At 69.0% G+C, this 22548-nt stretch carries 21 protein-coding genes and 1 tRNA gene; 9 read left to right on the top strand and 13 right to left on the bottom strand.

Annotated features, from left to right (window positions below):
* Positions 1 to 57: 57 nt before the first annotated feature.
* Together ACIP6N_RS15665 and ACIP6N_RS15670 are read left to right on the top strand one after the other, a co-directional pair.
* Positions 58 to 1932, top strand: coding sequence for a PQQ-binding-like beta-propeller repeat protein (locus tag ACIP6N_RS15665; protein ID WP_401815948.1), 1875 nt, complete (start codon positions 58 to 60; stop codon positions 1930 to 1932).
* Positions 1933 to 2046: 114 nt separating this feature from the next.
* Positions 2047 to 2736: a LuxR C-terminal-related transcriptional regulator gene (locus tag ACIP6N_RS15670; protein WP_401815950.1), complete on the top strand. Its 690-nt coding sequence runs from the start codon at positions 2047 to 2049 to the stop codon at positions 2734 to 2736.
* Between the two features lie 36 nt (positions 2737 to 2772).
* Here ACIP6N_RS15670 and ACIP6N_RS15675 read toward each other — a convergent pair whose 3' ends face one another.
* Together ACIP6N_RS15675 and ACIP6N_RS15680 are read right to left on the bottom strand one after the other, a co-directional pair.
* Positions 2773 to 3108, bottom strand: a complete 336-nt coding sequence (locus ACIP6N_RS15675; RefSeq protein WP_401815952.1) for a hypothetical protein — start codon at positions 3106 to 3108, stop codon at positions 2773 to 2775.
* 26 nt (positions 3109 to 3134) lie between these two features.
* Entirely contained in the window at positions 3135 to 4805 is a 1671-nt protein-coding gene (locus tag ACIP6N_RS15680) for a sodium:solute symporter family protein (RefSeq protein WP_401816226.1), read from the bottom strand.
* Positions 4806 to 5054: 249 nt separating this feature from the next.
* Between ACIP6N_RS15680 and galT the strand changes: the two genes are divergently transcribed.
* From galT to galK, 3 genes are read left to right on the top strand one after another with little or no spacing between them, the layout of a single operon-like run.
* A complete protein-coding gene (gene galT / locus ACIP6N_RS15685; protein ID WP_401815954.1) occupies positions 5055 to 6095 on the top strand; it encodes a galactose-1-phosphate uridylyltransferase in 1041 nt (346 codons plus the stop codon).
* Positions 6092 to 7060 (top strand): UDP-glucose 4-epimerase GalE, encoded by a 969-nt coding sequence (gene galE, locus ACIP6N_RS15690; protein ID WP_401815956.1) that lies wholly within the window; start codon positions 6092 to 6094, stop codon positions 7058 to 7060. Before galT ends, galE begins: the two co-directional genes overlap by 4 nt.
* A gap of 19 nt (positions 7061 to 7079) precedes the next feature.
* The gene (gene galK, locus ACIP6N_RS15695; protein WP_401815958.1) at positions 7080 to 8237 is read left to right on the top strand and encodes a galactokinase; all 1158 of its coding nucleotides are present in this window, start codon (positions 7080 to 7082) and stop codon (positions 8235 to 8237) included.
* A gap of 50 nt (positions 8238 to 8287) precedes the next feature.
* On the opposite strand, the gene ACIP6N_RS15700 is transcribed toward galK, so the two are convergent.
* A complete protein-coding gene (locus ACIP6N_RS15700) occupies positions 8288 to 8734 on the bottom strand; it encodes a GNAT family N-acetyltransferase (protein WP_401815960.1) in 447 nt (148 codons plus the stop codon).
* A 258-nt stretch (positions 8735 to 8992) separates the two neighbouring features.
* On the opposite strand from ACIP6N_RS15700, the gene ACIP6N_RS15705 reads away from it, so the two are divergent.
* Positions 8993 to 9766: a LuxR C-terminal-related transcriptional regulator gene (locus tag ACIP6N_RS15705; protein WP_401815962.1), complete on the top strand. Its 774-nt coding sequence runs from the start codon at positions 8993 to 8995 to the stop codon at positions 9764 to 9766.
* Here the strand turns inward: ACIP6N_RS15705 and ACIP6N_RS15710 are convergent.
* Positions 9725 to 10222: a MarR family winged helix-turn-helix transcriptional regulator gene (locus tag ACIP6N_RS15710; protein WP_401815964.1), complete on the bottom strand. Its 498-nt coding sequence runs from the start codon at positions 10220 to 10222 to the stop codon at positions 9725 to 9727. The two genes, ACIP6N_RS15705 and ACIP6N_RS15710, sit on opposite strands and share 42 nt — an antisense overlap.
* A gap of 132 nt (positions 10223 to 10354) precedes the next feature.
* On the opposite strand from ACIP6N_RS15710, the gene ACIP6N_RS15715 reads away from it, so the two are divergent.
* Together ACIP6N_RS15715 and ACIP6N_RS15720 are read left to right on the top strand one after the other, a co-directional pair.
* Positions 10355 to 11281 (top strand): trans-aconitate 2-methyltransferase, encoded by a 927-nt coding sequence (locus ACIP6N_RS15715; RefSeq protein ID WP_401815966.1) that lies wholly within the window; start codon positions 10355 to 10357, stop codon positions 11279 to 11281.
* 67 nt (positions 11282 to 11348) lie between these two features.
* On the top strand, positions 11349 to 11801 hold the full coding sequence (locus tag ACIP6N_RS15720) for a Uma2 family endonuclease (protein WP_401816229.1): 453 nt from the start codon (positions 11349 to 11351) through the stop codon (positions 11799 to 11801).
* Positions 11802 to 11858: 57 nt separating this feature from the next.
* Here ACIP6N_RS15720 and ACIP6N_RS15725 read toward each other — a convergent pair whose 3' ends face one another.
* The gene (locus tag ACIP6N_RS15725) at positions 11859 to 12653 is read right to left on the bottom strand and encodes a TetR/AcrR family transcriptional regulator (protein WP_401816230.1); all 795 of its coding nucleotides are present in this window, start codon (positions 12651 to 12653) and stop codon (positions 11859 to 11861) included.
* On the bottom strand, positions 12653 to 13657 hold the full coding sequence (locus tag ACIP6N_RS15730; protein ID WP_401815968.1) for an acyl-CoA desaturase: 1005 nt from the start codon (positions 13655 to 13657) through the stop codon (positions 12653 to 12655). The genes ACIP6N_RS15725 and ACIP6N_RS15730 overlap by 1 nt, the downstream gene beginning before the upstream one ends.
* Positions 13658 to 13869: 212 nt before the next feature.
* Between ACIP6N_RS15730 and ppc the strand changes: the two genes are divergently transcribed.
* On the top strand, positions 13870 to 16599 hold the full coding sequence (ppc, locus tag ACIP6N_RS15735; protein WP_401815970.1) for a phosphoenolpyruvate carboxylase: 2730 nt from the start codon (positions 13870 to 13872) through the stop codon (positions 16597 to 16599).
* 70 nt (positions 16600 to 16669) lie between these two features.
* Here the strand turns inward: ppc and ACIP6N_RS15740 are convergent, their stop codons facing one another.
* The 7 genes from ACIP6N_RS15740 to ACIP6N_RS15770 form a co-directional block, all read right to left on the bottom strand.
* Positions 16670 to 17137 (bottom strand): hypothetical protein, encoded by a 468-nt coding sequence (locus ACIP6N_RS15740; RefSeq protein WP_401815972.1) that lies wholly within the window; start codon positions 17135 to 17137, stop codon positions 16670 to 16672.
* Positions 17138 to 17306: 169 nt separating this feature from the next.
* Complete coding sequence (gene pth, locus ACIP6N_RS15745; RefSeq protein ID WP_401815974.1) at positions 17307 to 17903, bottom strand: aminoacyl-tRNA hydrolase; 597 nt, start codon at positions 17901 to 17903, stop codon at positions 17307 to 17309.
* 110 nt (positions 17904 to 18013) lie between these two features.
* On the bottom strand, positions 18014 to 18601 hold the full coding sequence (locus tag ACIP6N_RS15750) for a 50S ribosomal protein L25/general stress protein Ctc (protein ID WP_401815976.1): 588 nt from the start codon (positions 18599 to 18601) through the stop codon (positions 18014 to 18016).
* Between the two features lie 250 nt (positions 18602 to 18851).
* Positions 18852 to 19829: a ribose-phosphate diphosphokinase gene (locus tag ACIP6N_RS15755; protein ID WP_401815978.1), complete on the bottom strand. Its 978-nt coding sequence runs from the start codon at positions 19827 to 19829 to the stop codon at positions 18852 to 18854.
* Positions 19830 to 19938: 109 nt separating this feature from the next.
* Complete coding sequence (gene glmU / locus ACIP6N_RS15760) at positions 19939 to 21387, bottom strand: bifunctional UDP-N-acetylglucosamine diphosphorylase/glucosamine-1-phosphate N-acetyltransferase GlmU (RefSeq protein ID WP_401815980.1); 1449 nt, start codon at positions 21385 to 21387, stop codon at positions 19939 to 19941.
* Positions 21388 to 21496: 109 nt separating this feature from the next.
* Positions 21497 to 21569, bottom strand: a tRNA-Gln gene (locus tag ACIP6N_RS15765).
* A 27-nt stretch (positions 21570 to 21596) separates the two neighbouring features.
* Positions 21597 to 22454 carry a hypothetical protein gene (locus ACIP6N_RS15770; RefSeq protein WP_401815982.1) on the bottom strand — a complete coding sequence of 286 codons (858 nt, stop codon included), beginning with the start codon at positions 22452 to 22454 and terminating at the stop codon, positions 21597 to 21599.
* Between the last annotated feature and the right edge of the window lie 94 nt (positions 22455 to 22548).

Genomic DNA, 22548 nt, shown 5'->3' on the forward strand with positions numbered 1-22548 from the left:
CCGCTCCCGATCCGGCCGACTCCCTCTCTTCCGAGCCTTCTCCGAGGTACGCACACCATGACGCAGCCGCCACCGCCCTCGCCCAACGAGCCCCCGCAGAACCCGCGGCCGACGCAGCCCCCGCAGAACCCGCAGCCGACGCAGCCCCCGCAGCCGAAGCAGCCCCCGCAGAACCCGCAGCCGACGCAGCCCCCGCAGAACCCGCAGGGAGGCTTCGGCGCGCCGATCACGCCCCCGCAGGGCACCCCGTACGGCTTCCCGCAGACCCCGCCGGACCAGCCGGCCGGTTACGGCTACCCGACCCCGCCGACGCAGCAGCCCGGTTACGGCTACCCGACAGCGCCCGGCCAACCGCCGTACGGGCAACCGCCGTACGGCCCGCCCCAGGGCCAACCGCCGTACGGCCAACCCCCGTACGGCCAGCCGCAGTACGCCACACAGCCCCCGCATCCCCCGCAGGGCGGCGGCAAGAAGGTGTCCACCCAGATGCGGATCATCATCGCCGCGGCCCTCGCCGTGGTGCTGATCGTCGGCGCCGGTGTCTGGTACGCCTTCTCCGGCGGCGACGGCCCGGAGAACCAGGCGCGGGGCGGCGGTTCCAGGGGCCACTGGTCCACCGGCGCGGGGACGGGCGCGGACGGGCCCGGCAAGGAGAAGGTGCCCTCGGACAACAAGTCCGGGATCTCCTTCGAGCTGCCAACGCCCAAGGTGAAGGACCTGGTGGATTTCAGCGGCTCCTGGGTCACCGGCAGCGCCTATGTGAAGACGGGCGTGGACGAGATCGTCGGTTACGACCTGGACAAGGGCACACGGCTCTGGTCGATCCCGCTCCCCGGCCAGGTGTGCGCGACGACCAAGCACGTCACCGAGGACAACAGGACGGCGATCGTCTACGCTCCCGCCAAGCCCAGCGCCGCCACGAAGTACCAGCCGTGCACACAGGTCGCCGTGGTCGACCTGAAGGCGGGGAAGCTGGTGTGGCACAAGCCGGTTCAGGGCTCCTCAGGCGGTGACGAGGACGCCAGGTTCGAGGAGGTCACGATCGGCGGCACGACCGTCGCGGTCGGCGGGTCCGGCGGAGGCGCCGGGTTCGACCTCGACAGCGGCGATGTCCGGTGGAAGCCCGAGGTCGACGTGAACGACTGCCGCGACCAGGGATACGGCGGCGGCGAGGGACTGGTGGCGGTCCGCAAGTGCGGCTCGTACGAAGACCCGCAGATCTCCGTCCAGAACCTGAACCCGGTCACGGGCGCGCCGGTCTCCCAGTTCAAGCTGCCGCCCGGCGTCGAGTACGCGCACGTCCTGTCCACCAAGCCGCTGGTCGTGGCCGCCGATGTCGGTGACACCGCCGACGACGGCAGTGGTATTTCGGACTTCTTCGTGATCGACGAGAAGACCGGGGATCTCACCGTCAAGATCCCCGCGGACGCCGACAGGTACGCGGCGGAGTGCGATTCCACCAGGGTGGAGAGCTGCCAGATGTTCGCCGTCGGCAACGGCAAGATCTACCTGCCCACCGAGGAGCACGACGGGGCCGGCGCGGACCAGATCGCCAAGACCAACGAGATCGTCGCCTTCGACCTCGCGACCGGGAAGACGACCTCCGAGCGCGCCGAGGCGGGCGAGCGGCACACGCTGTTCCCGCTGCGTATGGACGGTGGCAACATCATCGCCTACCGGGTCGGGATGTACGAGGGCGGCGGCCGGGTCGTCTCCATCGACGGCGGTACGTTCAAGCAGACCGTGCTCATGGACAACCCCGCCGACGAGAAGAGCCGGGACGCCGAGAACAGCTTCCTGCCCGAGGGATCCGAGTTCGCATACGCGGACGGCCGGCTGTTCATCTCCGACAAGCTGGTCAGTGAACCGTCGTCCTCGTCGGCGGATCTGGACATCGTCAGCTTCCTGGCCATCGCGTACACGACCCACTGATTTCGGCAATCCGGGCGTCTTCTGGCCGGTAAAGCGCGCGCGAGGTCGAACAAGCGTGTAGCTTGCCGGGTCAGAAGGCCGGGGGCGGGCTTCGGTGGGGATGGGGATTGCTCGATGGGCGTGCGGCTCATGGTGGTTGACGATCACCGACTGCTGGCGGAGGCGCTGGCGTCGGCGCTGAAATTGCGCGGCCACCGCGTACTCGCGGCCGCCGCGCCGACGGCCGGCGTGGCCGACCTGGTGGTGAGCCGGTCGCCCGAGGTCTGCCTGATGGGGACGGCGGCCCCGGCCGCGCCTGGCGCCTTCGACCCCGTCGTGCGGATCAAGCGCGACCGCCCGCAGGTCGCCGTGGTGGTCCTCGGGCCCGTGCCCAACCCCCGTGGTATCGCTGCCGCGTTCGCGGCCGGTGCCTCCGGCTATGTGCGTCACGACGAGCGCATCGAAGGGGTGGAGCGGGCGATGCTCAAGGCGCGGGCCGGTGAGGCCGCGGTCTCGCCGCAGCTGCTCCAGGGCGCCTTCTCCGAACTGCTCAACCCGGCGGTGCAGCCGGACGACGAGGGGCAGCGGCTGCTGCGGATGCTCACCCCGCGCGAGATCGAGGTGCTGGTCCGGGTCGCGGAGGGCGAGGACACCCGGCTGATCGCGGCCGGGATGAGCATCGCGCCGAGTACGGCACGTACTCATGTCCAGCGTGTGCTCATGAAGTTAGGGGTCGGCTCCCGGCTGGAGGCCGCGGCTCTCGCGGCCCGTACGGGACTGCTCGACCGCGCGGCGAAGGGGCCGGACTCTCACCACCTCGGGTGAAGTCCGGCCCCTCGCCGCGCGCTTACTCGATCGGCATTACTCGCCCGGCGCGCCGGACGTACTGGACGCGGCGGACTCGGCGGTCGCGGGGGACTCGCCGTCGTCGGCCGGGGTCGGCGGCGCCGTCGGGCTCAGCTTCATCCAGACCAGGAAGAAGAGGCCGAGGACCAGCATGCCCAGGCCCGTCCACAAGTTGATGTGGATGCCTTCCGCCTTCTTCAGGTCGGCGTCGGACGGGCTGATCCCGGCGATCGTCACGATGATCCCGTAGACCACGAAGAGTCCGCCGATGATGCGGCGTACGTCGAAGAGCCGTGCCGCCGTCGCGGACGTGGCCTCCAGCTCCTTGACGTCGTTCTGGTAGTCGCTCATGGTGTGTGCGTTCCTCGCAGACCGGGTCAGAAGGAGAAGGGAATGTAGCAGAGGGTGGCGAGGACGACCGCGCCCCAGCCCAGCAGGGCCGGCTTGCGGTACCAGGCGTCGTCACCTTCCGACGGCAGCTCGTCCATACCGGGCGAACGGGTGCCGTAGACCAGGCCGTTGAGCTTCTCGGCCGGCTTGGGCTTGGTGACGTACGAGACCACGAACATCACCACGGCGCCGACCACGAACGCGACGATCGACGAGACGAAGTTCGCGCCCTGGTCGGACGGGATGGAGATGACCCCGCCCTTGTACAGCCAGAAGTAGTTGAGCATCGCGGCGAGCGTGCCGGAGAGCAGGCCCCAGAAACCGGCGGCCGGGGTCGTCCGCTTCCAGAACATGCCGATGATGAAGACCACGAACAGCGGGACGTTGAAGAACGAGAACAGCGTCTGGAGGTAGTTCATGATGTTGCTGAAGCTGCCCGCGATGAACGCGGTGCCCATGCCGATCAGCACACCGACCGCCGTCACGACGCGTCCGGTCTTCAGGTAGTACGCGTCCTCGCGGTCCTTCTTGAGGTACGCGGCCCAGATGTCGTTCGTGAACACGGTGTTGAACGACGAGACGTTGGCGGCCATACCGGCCATGAACGCGGCCAGCAGACCCGTCACGGCGATACCGAGCACACCGTTCGGCAGCAGGTCGCGCATCAGGACCGGGATCGCGTCGTTGTACTGGAGGCCGCTGCCGACCTTGCCGAGCGAGGGCTCCATGACCAGCGCGATCAGACCGGGGACGACCACGACCAGCGGGATGAAGATCTTCGGGAACGCGGCGATCAGCGGGGTGCGCTTGGCGGCGGAGAGGTTCTTCGCGGACAGCGCGCGCTGCACCTCGGCGAAGTTGGTCGTCCAGTAACCGAAGCTCATCACGAAGCCGAGACCGAGGACGATGGTCAGCCAGTTGGCGCCGAGCGGGTTGGGCGAACCGACGCCGGTGCCCTGCCACGCGGTGAGGAAGGCGCCGCCGTGCGAGTCGGTCAGGGAGTCGGTGATGCCGTCCCAGCCGCCGACGCGCTTGAGGCCGACGATGGTCAGGGGTATGAGCGCGGCGAGGATCACGAAGAACTGGAGCACTTCGTTGTAGATCGCCGAGGAGAGACCGCCGACGGTGATGTACGCGAGCACGAACAGGCCCGCCACCACGATCGCCACCCACTGCGGCCAGCCGAGCAGCGCCTCCAGCACGATCGCCATCGCGTAGAGGTTGACGCCCGCGATCAGCACGGCCGAGACGGCGAAGATGATCGAGGAGAGCAGGTGGGACGAGGGTCCGAACCGGTGCAGCAGGAACTCCGGTACGGAGCGCACCTTCGAGCCGTAGTAGAAGGGCATCATCACCAGGCCGAGGAAGACCATGGCGGGGATGGCGCCGATCCAGTACCAGTGCACCGTGTACACGCCGTACTGCGCGCCGTTGGCCGCCATGCCGAGGATCTCGGTGGCGCCGAGGTTGGCGGAGACGAACGCGAGCCCCGTCACCCAGGCGGGCAGGGAACGGCCGGAGAGGAAGAAGTCGAGACTGGTCTTGACGCTGGCACGGGCGGCGAACCCGATGCCGAGGACCACTACGAAGTAGATGGCCAGGATGGTGTAATCGAGCCCGTTTGTAGGGAGCCGGAGCCCTTCGGCCAGGTAATTCACGGGGGACATGGGGGAACTCGCTTCGTCGCAAGAATAAAACTCATCGGTAACGTACGCCCCTGTGTTCGGAAAATGAACAGTTATGTTGGCATTCTTTGTTCGATCGTGATGAGGGCGGCGTTGTCGGCGGCACGGGGGCGACAGCTCGTGTGCCCAGGGGCTGGTGGTTTGCTCGGGATTGACGCAGCTGTTTGCTTGTGCTTTGTTGTGTCGGATTCTGTTTAGGTGTGGGTGCCCGGGAGGCAACCGATGAAGAAGACGGTGACCAGGCTCGCCGACGGCCGCGACCTGATCTACTACGACTCCCGGGACGACGCCGTGCGCGATGCCGTCGACCGGCGGCCGCTCGGCCCGGTCGCCACCACCTCCGAGATCCGCCAGGACGCGCTGCTCGGGGACGCGGTCGCCATCGCCTCGCACCGCCAGGGCCGTACGTACCACCCGCCCGCCGACGAATGCCCGCTCTGCCCCTCGCGCGAAGGACGGCTCAGCGAGATCCCGGACTCCGCGTACGACGTCGCCGTGTTCGAGAACCGCTTCCCCTCACTCGCCGGGGACTCGGGGCGCTGCGAGGTCGTCTGCTTCACCTCCGACCACGACGCCTCGTTCGCCGACCTCACCGAGGAACAGGCCGCACTCGTCCTCGACGCCTGGACCGACCGCACCGCCGAACTGGCCGAACTGCCGCAGGTCGAGCAGGTCTTCCCGTTCGAGAACCGCGGCGCGGAGATCGGTGTCACCCTCGGCCACCCGCACGGCCAGATCTACGCGTACCCCTTCGTCACCCCGCGCAGCGCGCTGATGCTCAGGAACGTGGAACGGCATCGCGCCGAGACCGGCCGCAACCTCTTCGAGGACGTCGTGGAACGCGAGAGCGGGTCCGGGAGGGTGGTGCTCGACGGCGAGCACTGGGTGGCGTTCGTGCCGTACGCCGCGCACTGGCCGTACGAGGTCCACCTCTACCCCAGGCGCCGGGTGACCGACCTGCGCGGGCTGGACGACGCACAGCGCGCGGAGTTCCCCCGGCTGTACCTGGAGCTGCTCAAGCGCTTCGACCGGATCTTCGGCGAGGGCGAGCCGAGGACCCCGTACATTGCCGCCTGGCACCAGGCGCCGTTCCGCGCGCCGGGGCGCGAGGACTTCGCCCTCCACCTCGAGCTTTTCACCATCCGCCGCACCTCCGGCAAACTGAAGTTCCTCGCGGGTTCAGAGTCCGGCATGAGTGTGTTCATCAACGATGTGCCGCCGGAGGCCGCGGCGGAACGACTGCGAGAGGTAGCGAGCGAGTGAGCAAGAAGTACCTGGTCACAGGCGGTGCGGGATATGTCGGCAGCGTAGTTGCGACGCACCTGCTGGAAGCCGGACACGAGGTGACCGTCCTCGACGACCTCTCCACCGGATTCCGCGCCGGAGTCCCCGCGGGCGCCGACTTCATCGAAGGACGCGTGCAGGACGCCGCGAAGTGGCTGGACTCCTCGTACGACGCGGTGCTGCACTTCGCCGCCTCCTCGCAGGTCGGCGAGTCCGTCACCGCGCCCGAGAAGTACTGGGACAACAACGTCGGCGGATCGATGGCGCTGCTCGCCGCGATGCGCTCGGCGGGCGTGCGCACGCTCGTCTTCTCGTCCACCGCCGCGACCTACGGCGAGCCCGTCTCCACCCCCATCACGGAGAGCGACCCGACGGCGCCCACCAACCCGTACGGGGCCACCAAGCTCGCCGTCGACCACATGATCACCAGCGAGGCCGCCGCCCACGGGCTGGCGGCCGTCTCGCTGCGCTACTTCAACGTGGCTGGCGCGTACGGCAGTTGCGGCGAACGCCACGACCCCGAATCGCACCTCATCCCGCTCGTGCTGCAAGTGGCCCTCGGCAAGCGGGAGTCGATCCTCGTCTACGGCGACGACTACCCGACCCCGGACGGCACCTGCGTACGTGACTACATTCACGTCGCCGACCTCGCCGAGGCCCATCTGCGGGCGCTGGACGCGGCGGTGACCGGCGAGCACCTGATCTGCAACCTGGGCAACGGCACCGGATTCTCGGTCCGCCAGGTCATCGAGACCGTACGGCAGGTCACCGGGCACCCCGTGCCCGAGATCCTGGCCGGCCGCAGGGCCGGCGACCCCGCGGTCCTGGTCGCCTCCGCGCGCGCCGCGCACGAGCGGCTCGGCTGGACCCCGAGCCGCCCCGATCTCGCGGGCATTGTCGAGGACGCGTGGGCGTTCGCACGCCAGAAGGAGAGCCAAGGGTGACGAAGAGGGAGAGCCGACAGTGACGACGGTGACCATCGAGGACGCGTTCACGGAGCTGTACGGCGCCGGGCCCGAGGGTGTCTGGGCCGCGCCGGGCCGGGTCAACCTGATCGGCGAGTACACCGACTTCAACGACGGTTTCGTGATGCCGCTCGCACTGCCGCACACCGCGGTCGCGGCGGTCTCACGCCGTACGGACGGCGTCCTGCGGGTGCACTCCGCCGACGTGTCGCAGGGCGTCGTCCAACTGCGCCTCGACGCCCTCGAACCGCTCTCCGACACCGGCTGGGCCGCCTACCCGGCAGGCGTCGTCTGGGCGCTGCGGGAAGCGGGCCACCCGGTCACCGGCGCGGACATCCACCTCTCCTCGACGGTGCCGACCGGCGGCGGGCTCTCCTCGTCGGCGGCGCTGGAGGTCGTCACCGCGACCGCGCTGAACGACCTGTACGAACTGGGCCTCAGCGCATCGCAGTTGGCGGTCCTGGCGCAGCGCGCCGAGAACGACTTCGTCGGCGTCCCGTGCGGAATCATGGACCAGATGGCCTCCGCGTGCTGTACCGAGGGCAACGCGCTGTACCTCGACACCCGCGATCTGTCCCAGCGCCAGGTGCCGTTCGACCTCGCGGCCCAGGGACTCCAGCTCCTGGTGGTCGACACCCGCGTCAAGCACGCGCTGGGCGACGGGGCTTACGCGGAACGGCGCGCGGGCTGCGAGGCGGGCGCGCGGGCGCTCGGCGTCCGTGCGCTGCGTGACGTTCCGTACGCCGAACTGCCCTCGGCGCTGGAGCGGTTGGCGGACGAGGGCGAGAACGTACGCCGTTACGTCCGCCATGTCGTGAGCGACGACCACCGGGTGGAGCAGGTCATCGCACTGCTGGACGCGGGCGATGTCCGCGCGGTCGGCCCGGTCCTGGTCGAGGGGCACGTCTCGCTCCGCGACGATCTGCGGGTGTCCTGCCCGGAGTTGGACCTCGTCGTCAGCTCCGCGACGGCGGCGGGCGCGCTCGGCGCCAGGATGACGGGCGGCGGCTTCGGCGGCTCGGCGATCGTCCTGGTCGAGGAGGCGACGGCGGCCGTGGTGTCGAAGGCGGTCACGGAGGCGTTCGCGGCGGCCGGCCACACCGCCCCGCGGATCTTCCCCGCCGTTCCCTCGCAGGGGGCGCGCCGGGTGGCCTGAGCGGGCCGAGTGGGCTGATGGGACAGGCGGGTTCAGCCGGTCCTGTCGGCTCAGCCGATCTTCTTGGTGAGGATGTATTCGGTGACGCCGGGCGGGTAGTCCGTGACCTGCCCGGCGATCTCGTAGCCCTGCTTGCGATAGAAGTCCGGCGCCTGGAAGTCCCAGGTCTCCAGCCGCGAGCGCGCGCAGGAACGTTCGGTGCGGGCCAGCCGCTCCGCCTCCGCGAGGAGACCCGCGCCGAGGCGGGTGCCGCGGTGCCGCGCGTCGACCCAGAGCAGGTCGACATGCAGCCAGCGCGCCCAGGTGCGGCCGGTGAGACCGCCGGCCAGTTCGCCCGTCGACTCCTCCATCAGCCAGACGTGCAGCGGCAGTTCGTTGTCGAGCGGACTGGTCCGCAGCGCCCGCAGGACGGGGGAGCGCTCCGTGTTGGTGTCCCGCAGCCGCTCGTGGAGCACGTTGCGCCGGTCCTTGTCGATTTCTGTCTCAATACGAAACATGCGCCCCACCCTAAACACCCGGACAGAGGCTTGGGGCAACCATTTCCGCGATTTTCCTTCCCCCCGGGGCCACCGCCCGTACGCTGATGCACAGCACCGGTGGGGGCCGGTGCTGATCAGGGGTGGAGACGAATCGGGCACGGACGCCCGGGGCGGGGCTACGGCCGGCGCGCGGCGGCGGCCGCGTCACTGACGTAACTCCCGTACGCCGGGCGCCGTACCCGCGGATGTCCACTCCTCACCATCTGGGGGTGTCCATTGATACGTATTCGGGTTCTGGTGGTGGACGACCACCGCATCTTCGCCGAGTCGCTGGCGGCTGCTCTGGCGGCCGAGCCTGATGTGGACGTGGCGGCGGCCGGCAGCGGTCCCGCCGCGCTGCGATGCCTGGAGCGGGCGGCGGCAGAGGGCCGCAAGTTCGACGTGATGCTGGTCGACGCCGACCTCGGCGCGGTCACGGGACCGGTTCAGGTACCGGTCGCGCGGGCCGTGCCCGACAACGGCGACATCGTTCTGGTCGACGGCCTCTCGCTGGTCGCCGGCGTCCGCTCGCGCCAGCCGTCCATCCGCACGGTCGTGCTCGCGGAGAAGGACGACGAGCACCGCGCGGCGCAGGCGCTCCAGGCGGGCGCGTCCGGCTGGGTCGCCAAAGACTGCTCGCTGCAACGGCTGCTGGCGGTGATACGGGGAGTCCTGCGCGACGAGACGCATCTGCCGCCCGCTCTGCTCACCGGTGTACTGCGGGAGTTGACGGCCACCCGCAAGCACCGCACCGAGAGCGAACTGCTCGTCGAGTCGCTGACACCGCGCGAGCGTGAGGTGCTGCGCTGCATGGTCGCCGGGCTCGGACGCAAGGCCGTCGCCGAGCGGCTGTTCCTCTCCCCGCACACGGTGCGCACGCACATGCAGAACGTGCTGGGAAAGCTGGGCGTCCACTCCACGCTCGCCGCCGTGGCGCTGGCGCGCAGGGCCGGGGTCGGTCCCGTCGACCTAGCCGGGAACGTTGTCGAACGGGGCGGTCAACTGGCGTAGCAGCGCGCCCAGTTCCGCGCGCTGCGCACGGGACAGTTCCGCGAGGATCGCGCGCTCCTGGGTGAGCAGCCCGGCGAGCGCCTGATCCGCGCGGTCCTGTCCCTCGACCGTGAGCCGTACGAGCACCCCACGCCGGTCGCTGGGGTCGGGCAACCGCTCGACCAGGCCTTTCTTGGCAAGCCGGTCGATGCGGTTCGTCATCGTGCCCGAGGTGACGAGCGTCTGGGTCAGCAGCTGTCCCGGCGAGAGCTGGTACGGCGCTCCGGTGCGCCGCAGCGAGGTCAGTACGTCGAACTCCCAGGGCTCCAGACCGTGCTCGGCGAACGCGAGCCGGCGGGCGCGGTCGAGATGGCGGGCCAGCCGGCTGACGCGGCTCAGTACCTCGAGCGGTTCCACGTCGAGGTCAGGGCGCTCGCGGCGCCATGCTGCAACCAGTCGGTCGACCTCGTCCTCCATGGGAATCAGTGTAGGGGGTCCCTCGACATGAAGTCTCTTGACGTCAAGACATTTCGGGGTGCAAGCTGGATCACGGCTTGGGCGCACACACCTTCACGCCGGGCTTTCCCGTACCCGCAAGGAGGTCCGCACATGAATTCGACCGCACAGCCCCCGACCGGAGACCCCTCACCCGGACAGTCCTCGGCCGGACAGTCGCCGACGACGCGGCCCTCGGCCGGAGAGTCCCCGGTCGCCCCGTCGTCCTCACCGACCTGGGACCCGAACCAGTACCTCAGGCACTCCGGCCACCGCACCCGGCCGTTCCTCGACCTCCTCGCCCGCATCCCCGAACCGCCCGCGACGGACAGGCCCGCCAGGATCGCCGACATCGGCTGCGGCGCGGGCAACGTCACGGCGCTCCTCGCGGAGCGCTGGCCGACCGCCCGCATCACCGGCTTCGACAACTCGCCGCAGATGCTCGACAAGGCCCGGGAAGGATACGAGGGCCCCACGCCCGGCGGCGGAACGATGGACTTCCGCGCCGCCGACGCCCGCCGCTGGACACCGCAGGAGCCGTACGACCTGATCGTCTCCAACGCGGCCCTGCAATGGGTCCCCGGCCATGCCGGCTCCTTCGCGGCCTGGATCGAAGGACTCGTCCCCGGAGGCACCTTCGCCTTCCAGGTGCCGGGCAACTTCACCGGCCCCAGCCACACCCTGCTCGCCGAACTGAGCGGCAGCCCGCGCTGGCGCGACCGCCTGGCCGGCGCGGGCTGGCGCGACACACCGGTCCTGGCACCCGCGGACTACCTGGACCGCCTCTCGGACCTCGGCTGCGCGGCGGACGTCTGGGAAACCACCTACCTGCAACTGCTCACCGGCGAGGACCCCGTACTCGACTGGGTCAAGGGCACGGCGCTGCGCCCGGTCCTCACCAAACTCGCGGACGACCCCGAGGCCACGGCCGCGTTCACCACCGAGTACCGCGACCTGCTCCGCGAGGCCTACCCACCGGGCGAGCACGGCACGGTGTTCCCCTTCCGCCGCATCTTCGCCGTCGCCCGCACGGCGTCCTGATGCTGCCTCGTCACTCCGCGTCAGTCGCTTGTGCCGCAGCGGCGGCCATGTCCAGACTGAACACGGCGTGCTCATCAACCGTCTGCGTAGTGCGCTGGAGGTCTGTCCGGCCGACGCTGACTTCGCGCCCTACCAACACATCAACGTCATCCACGGCCGGAGGTCGTGGATGACGGATCTCTTTGTCGCACCTGTGGATCTGGACGAGATCCCTGATGAAGATGGCCTCGGTGTAGACGCTGCCGGAGTCGCCATGGTCATCGAGGTCGTCTCGCCCGGCCATCGGAACATCGAACGCGACCGGGTGCGCAAGCGCCGCGAATACGCGCGCGCCGGGATTCCGCTCTACGTGCTTGTCGACGACTCCGACGGAGAGGGAATCGTCTCCGTGCTGGCCGGTCCCGACAGCGAGAAGGCCACCTACGCCGACGAACACCGCGTCCCCTACGGCACGGACGCGATCATCCCGGACGGTCCCGCCAAGGGCTTCGCCATCGGCGGCGCGATCACTCGCTCCTGACAGGACCCGGGCCCGGACCAGGACCCAGACCCGCCGGCACCGCATCGCGCCCCGCCGTCAGAACTTGCGGTGGCCTATCAGGCGCGGCTTCGCCTCCAGGTTGCCCAGGCCGTGCCAGGCCAGGTTGACCAGGTGGGCCGCGACCTCGGACTTCTCCGGGTGGCGGGCGTCCACCCACCACTGGCCCGTCAGCGCCACCATGCCCACCAGCGCCTGCGCGTACAGCGGGGCCAGCTTCGGGTCGAAACCGCGGGCCTTGAACTCCAGGCCGAGGATGTCCTCCACCTGCGTGGCGATATCGCTGATCAGCGAGGCGAACGTACCCGTGGACTGCGCGACCGGCGAGTCGCGGACCAGGATGCGGAAGCCGTCCGTGTACGTCTCGATGTAGTCGAGCAGCGCGAACGCGGCCTGTTCCAGCAGCTCGCGGGGGTGACCGGCGGTCAGCGCGCCGGTCACCATGTCCAGCAGCTGGCGCATCTCGCGGTCCACGACCACCGCGTACAGCCCCTCCTTGCCGCCGAAGTGCTCGTACACCACCGGCTTGGAGACCCCGGCCTTCGCCGCGATCTCCTCGACCGACGTGCTCTCGAAGCCCTTCTCGGCGAAGGCCGTGCGACCGATGTCAAGCAGTTGCTCGCGGCGTTCGGCCCCGGTCATACGGACACGGCGAGTGCGCCCGCCTTCCGCGGGCCGGCCCTTCTCGGTGCTGCTCCCGGTGCGCGCGCCGCTCGCGCCACGCGCACCGCCCGCAGTGCGCGCCGCGCTCGCGCCACGCGCACCGTTCGTACCGCTTGTGCCGCCAGTGCCGCCCGTGTTGCTCGTATTTCCGTCGATCGCCACGGTGCCCATCATGCCGCGTTGGAGGCCGCGCCTGTCGATTCCTGCCGCCGGGAGTCGATACGGGTGGGGCTCGGCCAGCGCACGTCCGATGCCCAGCCGAACTGCTCGAACCAGCGGATCAGCCGCGCGCTCGAATCCACCTGCCCCTTCAGCACGCCGTGCCGCGCGCTCGTCGGGTCCGCGTGATGCAGGTTGTGCCACGACTCCCCGCAGGAGAGGACCGCGAGCCACCACACATTGCCCGACCGGTCACGCGACTTGAACGGACGCTTCCCCACGGCATGACAGATCGAGTTGATCGACCACGTCACGTGATGCAGCAGAGCCACCCGAACCAGTGACCCCCAGAAGAAGGCGGTGGCCGCCCCCCACCACGACATCGTGACCAGACCGCCGACGAGCGGCGGGAGCAGCAGCGAGACGGCCGTCCACAACGCGAACTGCCGGGACACCGCCCGCAGGGCCGGATCCTTGATCAGATCCGGCGCGTACTTGTGCTGCGACGTCTGCTCCTCGTCGAAGAGCCAGCCGATGTGCGCCCACCACAGGCCCTTCAGCAGCGCCGGCAGCGTCTCGCCGAAACGCCACGGCGAGTGGGGGTCGCCCTCGGCGTCGGAGAACTTGTGATGCTTGCGGTGGTCCGCCACCCAGCGGACCAGCGGGCCCTCCACGGCGAGCGAACCCGCCACCGCCAGCGCGATGCGCAAAGGACGCCTGGCCTTGAAGGATCCATGGGTGAAGTAGCGGTGATAGCCGATCGTGATGCCATGACAGCCGATGAAGTACATCGCCACCATCAGGCCGAGATCGAGCCAGCTCACACCGCCCCAGGCGAACGCCAGCGGCACCGCCGCCACCAGCGCGACGAACGGCACGGCGATGAACAGCAGCAGCGCGAACTGCTCGACGGAGCCCTTGCTGTCCGCGCCCAGCGTGGCGGACGGGACCGGCGCGCCGTCGGACGACGGCGGGGGCTCGGTGGAATCTTCGATCACATCGGGGCTTGTGGCCATGAGGGTCCCCTGGGGTGAGAAAACGGCAGATGCCCGGATACGGGTGAGTAACCTACGGCATCGTCAGTATGGCAGTGCTCAACGGCGCGAAAAGAGGCCTGTGGATAACACAAAGAGAAGGGCACCTATCCTGGGGGGTGCCGGACAGCGCGGTCCCGCGAAGCTTCCAGAACCACTCCAGACGTGCTCGAACACTGCAAGGAGCCGCACCTGTGAGCAGTGCCGACCAGACCACATCCGCGAGCGCGGAATTGCGCTCCGACATTCGCCGCCTCGGCGACCTGCTGGGCGAGACCCTCGTCCGGCAGGAAAGCCCTGATCTGCTCGAACTCGTCGAGCGAGTCCGCGCCCTCACGCGCGAGGACGGCGAAGCCGCCGCCGAACTGCTCGGAGCCACCGATCTGGAGACCGCGGCCAAGCTGGTGCGCGCCTTCTCCACCTACTTCCACCTGGCCAACGTCACCGAACAGGTGCACCGAGGCCGCGAGATGCGCGAACGGCGCGCCGCCGAGGGCGGACTCCTCGCCCGCACCGCGGACCGGCTGAAGGACGCCGATCCCGAACACCTGCGCGAGACCGTCAGGAACCTCAACGTACGGCCCGTCTTCACCGCGCACCCCACCGAAGCGGCCCGCCGCTCCGTGCTGAACAAGCTGCGCCGCATCGCCGAACTGCTCGAAACGCCCGTGATCGAGGCCGACCGGCGCCGCCACGACCTCCGGCTGGCCGAATCCATCGACCTCATCTGGCAGACCGACGAACTGCGCGTCGTCCGGCCCGAGCCCGCCGACGAGGCGCGCAACGCCATTTACTACCTCGACGAACTCCACGTCGGCGCCGTCGGTGACGTCCTCGAAGACCTCACGGCCGAACTCGAACGAGTCGGCGTCGAGCTTCCCCCCGGCACCCGCCCGCTCAGCTTCGGCACCTGGATCGGCGGCGACCGCGACGGCAACCCGAACGTCACCCCCGACGTCACCCGCGAAGTGCTGATACTCCAGCACGAACACGGCATCACCGACGCCCTCGAACTCATCGACTACCTGCGCGGCCTGCTCTCCAACTCGATCCGCTACACCGGCGCGACCGACGAACTCCTCGACTCGCTCCAGACCGACCTGGCGCGTCTCCCGGAGATCAGTCCCCGCTACAAGCGCCTCAACGCGGAAGAGCCGTACCGCCTCAAGGCCACCTGCATCCGCCAGAAGCTCGTCAACACCCGCGAACGCCTGGCGAAGAACATCCCCCACGAGGACGGCCGCGACTACCTCGGCACCGCCGAACTGCTCGCCGACCTCACCCTCATCCAGACCTCCCTGCGCGAACACCGCGGCGGCCTCTTCGCCGACGGCCGCATGGACCGCACCATCCGCACCCTCGCCGCGTTCGGGCTCCAGCTCGCCACCATGGACGTACGCGAACACGCGGACGCCCACCACCACGCCCTCGGCCAGCTGTTCGACCGGCTCGGCGAGGAATCGTGGCGCTACGCCGACATGCCGCGCGACTACCGGCAGAAGCTGCTCGCCAAGGAGCTGCGCTCACGCCGCCCGCTGGCCCCCACCCCGGCCCCGCTGGACGCCGCGGGAGAGAAGACCCTCGGCGTCTTCCACACCGTCAAGCAGGCCTTCGAGCGCTTCGGCCCCGAGGTCATCGAGTCCTACATCATCTCGATGTGCCAGGGCGCCGACGACGTCTTCGCCGCCGCCGTCCTCGCCCGCGAAGCGGGCCTGCTCGACCTGCACGGCGGCTGGGCCAAGATCGGCATCGTGCCGCTCCTGGAGACCACCGACGAGCTGCGCGCCGCCGACATCATCCTCGACGAGATGCTCGCCGACCCCTCGTACCGCCGGCTCGTCTCGCTCCGCGGTGACGTGCAGGAAGTCATGCTCGGCTACTCCGACTCCTCCAAGTTCGGCGGCATCACCACCTCCCAGTGGGAGATCCACCGCGCCCAGCGCCGGCTGCGTGACGTCGCGCACCGGCACGGCGTACGGCTCCGCCTCTTCCACGGCCGCGGCGGCACCGTCGGCCGCGGCGGCGGCCCCTCGCACGACGCGATCCTCGCGCAGCCGTGGGGCACGCTCGAAGGCGAGATCAAGGTGACGGAACAGGGCGAGGTCATCTCCGACAAGTACCTCATCCCCTCCCTGGCCAGGGAGAACCTGGAACTGACCGTCGCCGCCACCCTCCAGGCCTCCGCGCTGCACACCGCGCCGCGCCAGTCCGACGAGGCGCTGGCCCGCTGGGACGCCGCCATGGACACCGTCTCGGACGCCGCGCACTCCGCGTACCGCAGGCTGGTCGAGGACCCCGACCTGCCCGCGTACTTCTTCGCCTCCACCCCCGTCGACCAGCTCGCCGACCTGCACCTCGGCTCCCGACCATCGCGCCGCCCCGACTCGGGCGCCGGACTCGACGGACTGCGGGCCATCCCGTGGGTCTTCGGCTGGACGCAGTCGCGGCAGATCGTGCCCGGCTGGTTCGGCGTCGGATCAGGGCTCAAGGCGCTGCGCGAGGCCGGCCTCGACACCGTGCTCGACGAGATGCACGAGCACTGGCACTTCTTCCAGAACTTCCTCTCGAACGTCGAGATGACGCTCGCCAAGACCGACCTGCGCATCGCCAGGCACTACGTCGACACCCTTGTCCCCGACCACCTCAGGCACGTCTTCGAGACCATCGAGGCCGAACACGCGCTGACCGTGCAGGAAGTACTGCGGATCACCGGGGGCCAGAAGCTCCTCGACTCCAACCCGGTGCTCCAGCAGACGTTCGCGATCCGCGACGCCTACCTCGACCCGATCTCCTACCTCCAGGTCTCGCTGCTGGCCCGCCAGCGCGCGGCGGCGGAGCGGGAGGAGACACCGGACCCGCTGCTGTCCAGGGCGCTGCTGCTGACGGTCAACGGAGTCGCGGCAGGACTGCGCAACACCGGCTGATCACCGCCCCATACACACGTACGGCGGCTGCTCCGGCAGCCGCCGTACGTGTGTGGTGCCTTGTCGGCGCTCAGAGCGCCAGGAACGCGCCGAACAGCAGGGCCGAGCCCGCCGCCGCCAGACCCCAGGCCGTACGCGTCAGCCGCATCCCGCCGCCGACCACCAGCGCCCCCAGCAGGAACGTACCTCCGAGCGGCACCCAGGCGTACAGCACACCAGCCGTGCCCGTGCGCACCACCTCGTTCGTGTCCGGCTTCACCACCACCGGGAACGTATCGCCCCGCTTCACGGCCACCGACTCGGCGATGAACATCCCGGCCCGCGGACCGCCAGGACCCTTGGGATCGTAGGGGCCCGTGCAGATCTCGTCGCGGCAGCTCGCGACGGAGAGAGTGCCGTGCTCACGGCCCTTGGGGAGCATCACGTGCTGCGCCGTGCTCCAGGACGCCCAGACGCCCCCGGCCAGGAGCAGGAGGGCGACCACGGCCATCGCGGCCGTACGTCCGAACGACAGTGCGGGGTGGGTCGGGCTCGGCATGGCGCGATCCTTGGCCATGCGGGCGCACGCGGTCAACTTCTGGCCAGAGAAGGCCAGAAAATGCGCGGGCTTGTCATGAGTTGTATGCGGGGCCCGCCGGGGAGCGCAGTTGCCGGCTCAGGCGTCGCACACGGGCCCCTGGCCGCACGCGGGCCCCTACGCGACCGGATCAGGAGTTGTACGCCGTCTGCGCCCGCTCAAGGCCTTCCGTCACCAGAGCCTCCACCGCGTCCGCCGCACGGTCGACGAAGTACGCCAGCTCCTTGCGCTCCGCCGACGAGAAATCCTTCAGCACGAAGTCCGCCACCTGCATACGCCCCGGCGGCCGGCCGATCCCGAACCTCACCCGGTGGTACTCCGCGCCCATCGCCTTCGTCATCGACTTCAGACCGTTGTGACCGTTGTCCCCGCCACCGAGCTTCACCCGCAGCGCGCCGTAGTCGAGGTCCAGCTCGTCATGGACCGCGACGACGTTCGCCGTCGGCACCTTGTAGAAATCCCGCAGCGCGGTGACCGGACCACCGGACAGGTTCATGAAGGAACCGGGCTTGGCCAGCACCACACGGCGGTTCGCCGGACCCGGCGCACCGATCCGGCCCTCGATCACCTGGGCCTGCGCCTTCTGCGCCCGCTTGAACGAACCGCCGATCCGCTCCGCGAGGAGATCGGCCACCATGAAACCGACATTGTGCCGGTTGGCCGCGTACTCAGGACCTGGATTGCCCAGGCCCACGATCAGCCAGGGGGCACTGGCGTCCGTCGTCATCCGAGCCTCAGCTCTCCTCGCGTACCGGTTCCGGACAGAAAAACGGGGGTGGCGGGCACGGGCCGTCGAAACGGCCCACAACCCACCACCCCGTGGGGCAGTGCGTGAACTCAGGCCTCGGCGCCGGCCTCGGCGGCCTCGGCCGCGGACGGCTCCTCGGCCTGGGCGGCCAGCACCTGGATGACGACCGCGTCCTCGTCGGTGACCAGCGTGGTGCCCGAGGGCAGCGGAACGTCCTTCGCGTGGATCGAGTCACCGGCGGTCAGGCCCTCGATGGAGACCGTCACGGAGGTCGGGATGTTGGTGGCCTCGGTCTCGACGGTGAGGGTGTTGAGGACGTTCTCCAGCAGGTTGGCGCCCGGCGCCAGCTCGCCCTCGGTGTGCACCGCGACCTCGACGTTGACCTTCTCGCCGCGCTTCACCGCGAGCAGGTCGACGTGCTCGATGAAGCCCTTGATCGGGTTGCGCACGACAGCCTTGGGGATGACCAGCTCGCTGCGGCCCTCGACGTCCAGGTCGATCAGCACGTTCGCGGTCTTCAGCGCCATCATCAGCGCGTGACCGGGAAGGGTGACGTGGACGGTGTCGGCGCCGTGGCCGTAGATGACCGCGGGGACCTTGTCCTCACGACGGATACGGCGGGCGGCGCCCTTGCCGAACTCGCTGCGGACCTCGGCGGTGAGCTTCAGCTCGGCCATGAGTGCACTCCTCGTAGATGTACGCGACGCACGTGACGTCGACGTACTGGTTGACGTACTAGGTGACAGAAAAACGATGGTCACCCGGCCCACGACAGGCCTGCTACGAAGAGCGCGTCGATAACGGACCGCCGCACACAAGTGCGGCCTCCCTCGCCGAGCAACTCAGTGAGTCTACCCGGCGGGGAGGCCGCATTCTAAATCGATCTTCCGACCGCCGCCCGGCGGCGGAGCCGGACACGTTGCGTGGCTACGCCTGCTCCTCGAAGAGGCTCGTGACCGAACCGTCCTCGAAGACCTCACGGACCGCACGCGCCAGCGTCGGCGCGATCGACAGCACCGTGATCTTGTCGACCTCAAGATTGCCGGGGTCCGGCAGGGTGTTCGTGAACACGAACTCGCTGACCTTCGAATTCTTCAGACGGTCGGCGGCGGGACCCGACAGCACGCCGTGCGTCGCCGTCACGATCACGTCCTCCGCGCCGTGCGCGAACAGCGCGTCCGCCGCGGCGCAGATCGTGCCACCGGTGTCGATCATGTCGTCCACCAGCACACAGACCCGGCCCGCCACATTGCCGACGACCTCGTGGACGGTCACCTGATTGGCGACATCCTTGTCACGGCGCTTGTGCACGATGGCCAGCGGCGCGCCGAGACGGTCGCACCAGCGGTCCGCGACCCGCACCCGGCCCGCGTCAGGCGACACGACGGTCAGCTTGTCCCGGTCCACCTTGCCGGCCACGTAGTCCGCCAGGACCGGCAGCGCGAAGAGGTGGTCGACAGGGCCGTCGAAGAAGCCCTGGATCTGGTCGGTGTGCAGGTCCACGGTCAGGATGCGGTCGGCACCCGACGTCTTCATCAGATCCGCCACCAGACGGGCCGAAATCGGCTCACGCCCGCGGTGCTTCTTGTCCTGCCGCGCATAGCCGTAGAACGGCACGATCACGGTGATGCTCCGGGCCGAAGCCCGCTTCAGAGCATCGATCATGATCAGCTGCTCCATGATCCACTTATTGATCGGAGCGGTGTGGCTCTGTATCAGGAAGCAGTCCGCGCCACGGGCCGACTCCTGGTAGCGCACATAAATCTCACCGTTGGCGAAATCGAAAGCCTTGGTCGGCACAATCCCGACCCCCAGTTGGGCGGCTACCTCCTCGGCCAGCTCGGGGTGGGCGCGGCCGGAGAAGAACATCATCTTCTTCTCGCCGGTCGTCTTGATCCCGGTCACAGCACAGTCTCCTCAGACGTGTTGATTGCTGCCGCGCTCGCGTTTCGCGGCGAGCCGGCCGAATCGTGCAGATATCACGGTACGCCGAGAACGGCGCGTCTGTTTCCGGTCAGCTTTCACTCTCAGCCTTCCCGGATGCCGACTCGGCGGCCTGCGCCGCGGCACTCCCAGGACGCTTCCGGGCCACCCAACCGTTGATATTCCTTTGCTGGCCACGGGCCACGGCCAGCGAACCGGCCGGTACGTCCTTCGTGATGACGGACCCGGCCGCGGTGTAGGCGCCGTCCCCGACCGTGACGGGAGCCACAAACATGTTGTCCGAACCTGTCCGGCAATGAGCGCCGATCGTCGTGTGGTGCTTGTTCACACCGTCGTAGTTCACGAAGACGCTCGCTGCGCCGATGTTCGTGAACTCGCCGATCGTCGCGTCCCCGACGTACGACAGATGCGGAACCTTCGCGCCCTCACCGATCGTCGCGTTCTTCATCTCGACGTACGTACCCGCCTTGGCCTTCGCGCCGAGCTTCGTGCCGGGGCGCAGGTAGGCGTACGGGCCGACCAGTGCCCGGTCGCCCACCTCTGCGCCGTCCGCCACCGTGTTGTCCACCCGGGCGCCCGCGCCCACCGTGGTGTCGTTCAGCCGCGAGTTCGGGCCCACCTCGGCGCCCTCGGCGAGGTGTGTGGTGCCGAGCAGCTGCGTGTTCGGGTGAACGATCGCGTCCTCCTCGAACGTGACCGTCACATCCACCTGCACCGACGCCGGGTCGATCACGGTCACCCCGGCGAGCATCGCGCGTTCGAGCAGCCGCGCGGTGAGCAGCCGGCGGGCCTCGGCCAGCTGGACGCGGTTGTTGATGCCCAGGATCTCCCGGTGGTCCCCGGCGACGGAGGCCCCGACGCGGTGGCCGGATTCGCGCAGGATGCCGAGCACGTCGGTGAGGTACTCCTCGCCCTGGCTGTTGTCCGTGCGGACCTTGCCCAGCGCGTCGGCCAGCAGCGCGCCGTCGAACGCGAACACGCCGGAGTTGATCTCACGGATGGCGCGCTGCGAGTCGGTGGCGTCCTTGTGTTCCACGATCGCGGTCACGGCGCCGCTCGCCCCGTCGCGGACGATCCGTCCGTAGCCGGTGGCGTCGGGCACCTCGGCCGTCAGGACTGTCACGGCGTTGCCGTCGGCGGCGTGCGTAGCGGCGAGGGTCCGCAGCGTCCCGGTGGTCAGGAGCGGGGTGTCGCCGCAGACGACGATCACGGTCCCGTCGGGCGTGCTGCCGAGGTCCTGGAGGCCGGTCCTGACGGCGTGGCCGGTGCCGTTCTGTTCGGCCTGGAAAGCGGTGCGTACGTCGTCGAAGGCGGCGGAGAGGTGGTCCTCGACCTGCTCACGGGCGTGGCCGACGACCACGACGAGATGTTCGGGAGCGAGTTCACGGGCGGCGGACACCACGTGTCCCACGAGCGAGCGCCCGCAGATCTCGTGCAGAACCTTGGGGGTCTTCGACTTCATGCGGGTGCCCTCACCCGCTGCGAGGACGACGACGGCTGCCGGGCGGTTGGCGCTCACGGGAATGCCCTTCGGCTTCGGGTGATGGACACCCGCAGGATACCGGGGGGTTTCGGGCCGGAAACGAATGCGGGTCCTGACCGTGGAGGTCAGGACCCGGAACTGCCGGCTCCCCCATCAGGATTCGAACCTGAACAGACGCAGTCAAAGTGCGCAGTGCTGCCTGATTACACCATGGGGGATCAAGGGCGGTCAAACCGGGCAATCGGTCAGCTCGTCCTTTGGGCACTGAACACTATGCCGTACCACCAGCCCTCAATGCGACGGTACAGATCGGCTCCTTGGGTGACTCGGATGACAAGGCAGCCCCGGTACTCCTCTCCGACGTTCTTCCGTGCCGTCTTCGGGTTGTGCTTTTTCAGGGTGGTCTTCTGGAGGGCGGACACCTCGACGCCCACAAGATCGGCCCAGTACCTTTCGGCGGCTTCCACCTCGGCCGATGCGTGGATCATGACCCGGTAGCAAAGGCGCTCGGGTGTCACTCCGAGCAAGTCGAGCCAGGCGAGGTAGACCTGGATCACGCCGGGGTCGCTGTTGACGAAGGCGACGGTTTCGCGGCGGTCGTACGGTTTGTCTTTTGTTCCTTCGGCCCAGTAGAGAGCGACCCCGGCGATGAAGAGTTCTCGGTCGGTCATCGTGCCGATCTCGCGCGATGCGGCGGCTTTCGTCTCCTGCCGTGCTTCGTCGCGTACAGCCAACTCGTGTTCCCAGCGCTTGCGTGAAGCCAGCTTTGCCTGCTCGACGGAATCGCGCCGTACCGGTTTCGGCAGGTCCCGAACCCACAGTGAGATCGAGCTTTTCGAGCAGCCCAGCTCCACCTGTATCTGGTCGTAGGTAAGGCCCTTCAGGCGCAGCTCTCGTGCCTTGTCGCGCAGGTCGTCCTTGGCTCTGGGGCGTTTCGTCCATTCCGGTGGGGGCTCGCCCTCCAGGAGTCTGTTCAGGATGTCGTTGTTGTCGACGTGCAGCCGGTCGCGGATTTGCCGGCGGCTCAGGCCCTGCCTGCGGAGGGCCACCGCTTGTTCTCTGAGTGCTTCGAAGTCGCCGTATTTGCCGCTGATTGAGGTCATGTGGGTGATCGTCGTACGGAATACGGGGTTCCGGCTCGAATGTGCGGGCGATTCATCACGTCGAGTGATCAACCTGTATGTGACTCGAACGGAT

The organism is Streptomyces sp. NPDC088725, from assembly GCF_044751305.1.
In the GTDB taxonomy this organism is placed as follows: domain Bacteria; phylum Actinomycetota; class Actinomycetes; order Streptomycetales; family Streptomycetaceae; genus Streptomyces.